Origin of the sequence: Enterobacter cloacae complex sp. 6730903, assembly GCF_048283985.1 — a bacterium.
Classification (GTDB): domain Bacteria; phylum Pseudomonadota; class Gammaproteobacteria; order Enterobacterales; family Enterobacteriaceae; genus Enterobacter; species Enterobacter hormaechei_C.
Genome location: NZ_JBLVXX010000091.1, coordinates 1 through 5,647, shown reverse-complemented (window position 1 = coordinate 5,647; position 5,647 = coordinate 1). Strand labels below are relative to the sequence as shown.

At 42.5% G+C, this 5,647-nt stretch carries 5 protein-coding genes and 3 pseudogenes; 7 read left to right on the top strand and 1 reads right to left on the bottom strand.

Going from position 1 to position 5,647, the window contains the following annotated elements; genetic code table 11:
- The 4 genes and pseudogenes from ACNQ0W_RS24580 to ACNQ0W_RS24565 form a co-directional block, all read left to right on the top strand.
- A pseudogene (locus tag ACNQ0W_RS24580) lies at positions 1-400 on the top strand (RHS repeat-associated core domain-containing protein); the annotation flags it as partial.
- A complete protein-coding gene (locus tag ACNQ0W_RS24575) occupies positions 395-838 on the top strand; it encodes a hypothetical protein (protein ID WP_265349480.1) in 444 nt (147 codons plus the stop codon). The pseudogene ACNQ0W_RS24580 and the gene ACNQ0W_RS24575, both read left to right, overlap by 6 nt.
- Positions 839-846: 8 nt before the next feature.
- The gene (locus tag ACNQ0W_RS24570) at positions 847-1,410 is read left to right on the top strand and encodes a hypothetical protein (RefSeq protein WP_062933892.1); all 564 of its coding nucleotides are present in this window, start codon (positions 847-849) and stop codon (positions 1,408-1,410) included.
- Positions 1,411-2,419: 1,009 nt separating this feature from the next.
- Positions 2,420-2,872, top strand: coding sequence for a hypothetical protein (locus ACNQ0W_RS24565; RefSeq protein ID WP_417933275.1), 453 nt, complete (start codon positions 2,420-2,422; stop codon positions 2,870-2,872).
- A gap of 651 nt (positions 2,873-3,523) precedes the next feature.
- Here ACNQ0W_RS24565 and ACNQ0W_RS24560 read toward each other — a convergent pair.
- Positions 3,524-3,700 (bottom strand): annotated as a pseudogene (locus ACNQ0W_RS24560) (hypothetical protein); the annotation flags it as partial.
- Here ACNQ0W_RS24560 and ACNQ0W_RS24555 point away from each other — a divergent pair.
- The 3 genes and pseudogenes from ACNQ0W_RS24555 to ACNQ0W_RS24545 all read left to right on the top strand — a co-directional run.
- A pseudogene (locus ACNQ0W_RS24555) lies at positions 3,659-4,507 on the top strand (RHS repeat domain-containing protein); the annotation flags it as partial. The pseudogenes ACNQ0W_RS24560 and ACNQ0W_RS24555 overlap by 42 nt on opposite strands.
- A 29-nt stretch (positions 4,508-4,536) precedes the next feature.
- Positions 4,537-4,872, top strand: a complete 336-nt coding sequence (locus ACNQ0W_RS24550) for an HYD1 signature containing ADP-ribosyltransferase family protein (protein WP_074135703.1) — start codon at positions 4,537-4,539, stop codon at positions 4,870-4,872.
- On the top strand, positions 4,829-5,617 hold the full coding sequence (locus tag ACNQ0W_RS24545; RefSeq protein WP_062932918.1) for a macro domain-containing protein: 789 nt from the start codon (positions 4,829-4,831) through the stop codon (positions 5,615-5,617). Before ACNQ0W_RS24550 ends, ACNQ0W_RS24545 begins: the two co-directional genes overlap by 44 nt.
- Positions 5,618-5,647 lie beyond the last annotated feature (30 nt).

The window sequence follows — 5,647 nt, the reverse complement described above, 5'->3', positions numbered from 1 at the left end:
GCCGCTGACCTACGTCTACAGCGATCAGGACAGCTACGATCCGCTGGCACGTATTGACGGCGTTGATGCCCCGGAAATCTTCTGGTTCCACTGCCAGCCGAACGGCACGCCGGAGCGGATGACGGATAGCGAAGGGCAGGTGCGCTGGGAAGGGGTGAACAGCGCCTGGGGCAAGCTGCTGCGGGAAAGCGAGACGCAGGTATCAGGATATTCCCAGAACCTGCGCATGTAGGGGCAATACCTGGACCGCGAGACAGGGCTGCACTACAATCTGTTCCGGTATTACGACCTGGACTGCGGAAGGTTTACGCAGCAGGACCCGATAGGGCTGGCGGGGGGGATAAACCTTTACCAGTATGCGCCGAGTGCGCTGGGGTGGGCAGATCCGTGGGGGTTGACTCCTGACGATCTCATTCGTTACCGGCCACATGATTCTCTTTCTGCTCAAGCTGGAGCTAGAAGCTCTGCTATTTCTAGGGCATGGGTGCAAGAAAAAGCCTTATTGCAGGATGGTGGGGCTGGCACAAGAAATTGGACAGCGCAAGAGAGGGATTTAATTTTGAAGACTCCCAACAAGAGCCTAACCTCTGTGATGTCCCGGGCAGTCTATACCGGGCATCATATCAATTCGGTAGAAGGCAATGGTACACTTGGTTCCAAATGGCAAGGTGATCCGAGGAACATTGTATTCTTGAAAAATCATAACCATCCCGACAAGTTCAATGAGCATGTCCATGGTGATCAAGGACATAGAGGGAATACTAAGAACTCGACGCGTGGGCGCTTAATCGATAGAGAAAGAACACTAAAATCTAGACAACGATGTAAGCAATTATAGGTGGAAAGATGAACTTAAAAAATGCAGTCCAAGATCTTGTGAACAAATTTAAAATGAATGAATTGAATATGGGAGAGATAGACTATACAGACGATGAAAATGAGACTTCTTTTCCCGTGAATTTAAATGGGGAGGTTGATTTTTTTTATCGTCATTTGATTTTAAATGACAGTCCAACATTTGATGGTACTTTTTATTTACAGATTATTGAACCTCAAGATCTCAACGAAATATTATCCGGTTGGCGAGTTCAAAATGATACGGCTTGGCGCGATGAATATATAATCTTTGCTGAAAGAAATGGTGACGTTCTTTTTTGTGACACCCAAAATCTAACATCTCCTGTTTATGGTAGCATTCAAAAACGAAACTTTATAATTTCTGGTTCCTTAGCTGACTTTTTGAATGCTTTTTGTTCTGCTATTGAGATGGAACAAAATAATTATGATGGTGATGCTACAGATGATGAATTTAATTTAAGAGAAGATTTTCTGGAAGATATCGATGTGATGCTTAAAACTAAACTAAAAGATGTTGAGGTTGAAGGGTTTAAAAAATTCTTTTTTGGTTAGTTTTTAAGTTTTTTAATAATAAAGATTTACTGTCTTAGATACCTCCTTGCTTCTAAAAGCATTTATTTCTTATTCCCCTTTTTATAGGTGAGGAGGTTTATTTGCTATTGCTAATGAATAAACACATGAATAATATTTACATCTCTTGTAGAAAAAGGAAACGAATTTCATGATAAAAAAATAAGCCGAGGCTTTAGAGCAATAACAAAATGTCCGGCAGGCTCTTCCTGAGCCGCAGATCGAATGGAAAATTGCCAACTGCAACTCTGCGTACATGTACAGTGCTTGCTTTGCTCTCAAGGAGAACGATGAGGCGAAAAAATGGGGGGAGAGGATACTTAGTACACGTGGATCGGATATAGAGACAGCGCCGTTAATCGACCTCGGCATGGTTTTTTATGAGTTGAATCAATTTGATGAAGCGTACAAATATTTTAATGATTCTTATAACTACTTCAAAGAACGAACGTTTCAAGACAGAGCTGAAAAATACCTTGAGTTCTATTTTCCTAAGAGTGCGCAAGTTCGTTTTTTTCATAAAAAACAAATCAAACTTTAAACAAGAAGTTCATCCCATCGCCATTTTTAACGATTTGATTTTTTGCTTTCTGCACGCAACTTACCTTTTTCTTTACGTCATGCTCATTCTTTTAAGTGTAAAGTCTTTAGATATTAGACTCTGAGCATTTAAAAGTCTTTTACCAGCTGTACGCAATAATGAAATTATGACAACTGCGATCGTCTGTTGGTAATCCACCTCGAACGACTTGCTGGAAAGGACACGCACAACCCCCTAACGCATGCTTAATCCGTTAAATCAAGGGGGATTGGCTCCTAAGCACGTTGATCCAACAACGCCAGGTAGATCGTATGTATTACCATCAGTATGGGCAGAATGGCTTGAAGAAGTAGCGATTCCAGGCTCCGGTAATGTAAAATAGGTTACTATATTAATAAAGATGATGATCTCCTTGTGATAGTAAAGAAAGAAGGAATATATTATTGGTTCGTGGCGTTCAAAGAAATGTGGGTTTTAGATAGAATTAAATGGATAGAGGATTTTGTGAAAAGTGGGGTGGAAATAAATCTACAGGATGTCCATAAGGAAAGATATGACATACCCGTAGTAAATGAAGAAAACGCGCAGATATTTATTGATGGGTTAATTAAAGATGGCTATTCATTCGATAAGGATGACATAGCTGATGAGTTTTTTAGTAGGCTTTCGCAAAAAACAACTTGGTGGGATATATATGATCTTATGCCGGATTTGCTTATAGATTTTGATAATAAAAGACTATATTCGGAGTATGTTGAAAGTATGCATTATCAAAAATATGTTCCTGATGGTTGGCAAGGTGAGCTTGTTGATTTCTGCGGTAATGGAACGTTACCTCAAGATGAAATGTTCTGGATAAAGAATGGAACAAATCATAGTAACGTTATCATTGCTAAAGGGTAAAAAAAATTTTCAGCATACCATTTTAGATTATGCAATGGTCTTACAACACGCGAGTTAGTTTTTGTGTTAACCGATAAAAAGCCATTATTAACCGTTGTAACACTATTTGATGCTTAGGGCAAAAGCTTCTTTGCCTGCACTGCCACGAGGCACATTTTTCTATTACTTAAAAATCATCTGAACGAAGAAGGGGTTGTTGTCTTTAGCTATGTGGAAAACCAAAATGGCTGGCATGATTGGTTTTATTTAAATGGTATGAAGCGTAACGCGTTGTCTCGATCAGGCCCTGCTTATTATGATAAAATGCGATTCAAAACTTTTAACGATTCCCGCTCGCAAAAAAAAGGGATTTAGAAGATATATTATTGTCGACCGGCAGACCTCTCCTAAGAAACGGTGGTGTCAGCCTCGCTAAGTATTAGAGTCTGGCCTTACTTGTTGAGTGATTAATCGAGGTGCCTTTTCAGACGTTAAAGCTTGCGACTACACAAATCATTTCTTTGGAGGTGAGCAAGAAGTCAGATCTCTAAGATATTTTTTTGACTCCCTAATAAAAAATGTACGTGAAAGCGTGGATTTTTCCCGTTCATAAAAATTAAACGTAAACAAGAAGTTCATCACATCGCCATCTTCAACAATGTAGTCTTTTCCTTATGCACGCATCTTGCCTCCTTCTTTCGCGCCTGGCCCTTCCTGACCCAGCTCTTCCATAAACTCTTCACGGTCGGCATCGTCCAGTTCAGTATTATCGGATTCAACCGTGGCGCAAACTACTAACACTAACGAACCCGCAGCGAATATGACCGTCTTGGCCGCCTGCATCGCCGGGATATAGTTACCGGTAATTTTCAGTGCTATTGGTTGCACCGCTGGGATACTACCGGTAACCCGCTCGAAGGATCTGCTGAGAAGGTTACGCACAACCGCCTGACGCAGCTGAACGGCATTCGCTGGCGCTATGACATCCACGGCCGCACCGTGGAGAAGGATAACGGCCAGACCCGCTGGCACTACCGCTACGACGGCGAGCACCGCCTGACGGAGGTCATCAGCCAGCCGCGGGACCGCAACAGGCCGCAGACGCAGGTCAGCTTCCGCTATGACCCGCTCGGGCGACGCATCAGCAAAACGCGCCGCCAGATGCTGTTTGGGCAGCCGACCGGCAAGCCGGTCACCACCCGGTTTGTCTGGGAAGGGTTCCGGCTGTTGCAGGAAGTGCACGGGGATGTGCCGCTGACCTACGTCTACAGCGATCAGGACAGCTACGATCCGCTGGCGCGTATTGACGGCGTTGATGCCCCGGAGATCTTCTGGTTCCACTGTCAGCCCAACGGCACGCCGGAGCGGATGACGGATAGCGAAGGGCAGGTGCGCTGGGAAGGGGTGAACAGCGCCTGGGGCAAGCTGCTACGGGAAAGCGAGACGAAGGTATCAGGATATTCTCAGAACCTGCGCATGCTGGGGCAATACCTGGACCGTGAGACAGGGCTGCACTACAATCTGTTCCGGTATTATGACCCGGACTGCGGACGATTTACGCAGCAGGACCCGATAGGGCTGGCGGGAGGGATTAACCTTTACCAGTATGCGCCGAACGCGCTGGGGTGGGTGGATCCGTGGGGGTTGACTCCTAAAACATTAATTCACTACACGACTGAAGAAGGATGAAAGGTATCACGGAAAGTGGTGTAATAAGACCTTCATCAGGAGATATACACGCCCGTTTCGGGGATGGACAATACTTCACTAATATTAGACCTGAAATGATTGGCGGACGAACACTCAAAGATGTTGGAGGAACTGGAAAAATGTCTCTGGGTCAATTAGCAGCTGATATATATGGTGATGCGAGGAAATTAAAAGGTATAAGCCATTTTGTCGAAATAGATGTTACTGGCTTAGATGTAATTGAACCCCGGAAAAATACATTTTTGATCTTAAACACAAAAGATCTCGATGTCTCTAAAAGAATTGTTAAAAGTGGGAGGAGTTGTGGTTGAGGTGAAAAAATATTATAAAGGAAGTGTTGATTTTATTGCAGGTGAAGGGACTATTCTCAATGAGTTCATAGGAGAGGTAGCCACGCGACAAATAAATATTATAGATGGTAATTATTATGCTTCTTCCTCTTTGCTAGATAAAAATGAAAAAGTTGGCTTCCTGCTGTATGATGGTAAGAAAAGCGACCTGGACTTAAGTGACGCCGAAGAAATTTCGAATGAGGAATTTGAAGTTTTCTGGCAAACATCAACGAGTTCATTGCAAGAAAAAAAGCGAATAAAATACTTGTTTGGAGATGCTGTGGAACCTTTGAAAAAATCCACAGTTATTGCTCATATTGTGAATAATAAAGGGAAGTGGGGTAAAGGTTTTGTTCTGTCCCTTTCAAATAAATATCCTGCGGCAAAAAAAAGCTATCTTAGTAGCTTCAAAGAAAATAGCTCCCCAGAATTAGGGATGGTTGATTTTGTTATGGTTGATGCTCAGGAGAAGATATTTATTGCTAATATGTATGCGCAGGATGGTATAAAGAAAAATATCAACGACAAAAAACAATGCGTATGTTATGACTCTCTGGAAGTTTGTCTTGAAAAATTATCTGACTTTGCTTTAGTGAATCGCCTTTCTGTACAAATGCCAAGGATAGGAGCTGGCCTCGGTGGTGGTGATTGGAATGTTATAGAGTCATTAATACTAAAAAATATTTGCTATAAAATGATTGATTGCAATGTAATAAGTTTATGATTTTAAATAAAATTTAACCATGTATTATGG

Coding starts and splice junctions, on each gene's coding strand:
- ACNQ0W_RS24550 (WP_074135703.1), top strand. CDS start 4,537: ATGAAAGGTATCACGGAAAGTGGTGTAATAAGACCTTCATCAGGAGAT.
- ACNQ0W_RS24545 (WP_062932918.1), top strand. CDS start 4,829: ATGTCTCTAAAAGAATTGTTAAAAGTGGGAGGAGTTGTGGTTGAGGTG.
- ACNQ0W_RS24570 (WP_062933892.1), top strand. CDS start 847: ATGAACTTAAAAAATGCAGTCCAAGATCTTGTGAACAAATTTAAAATG.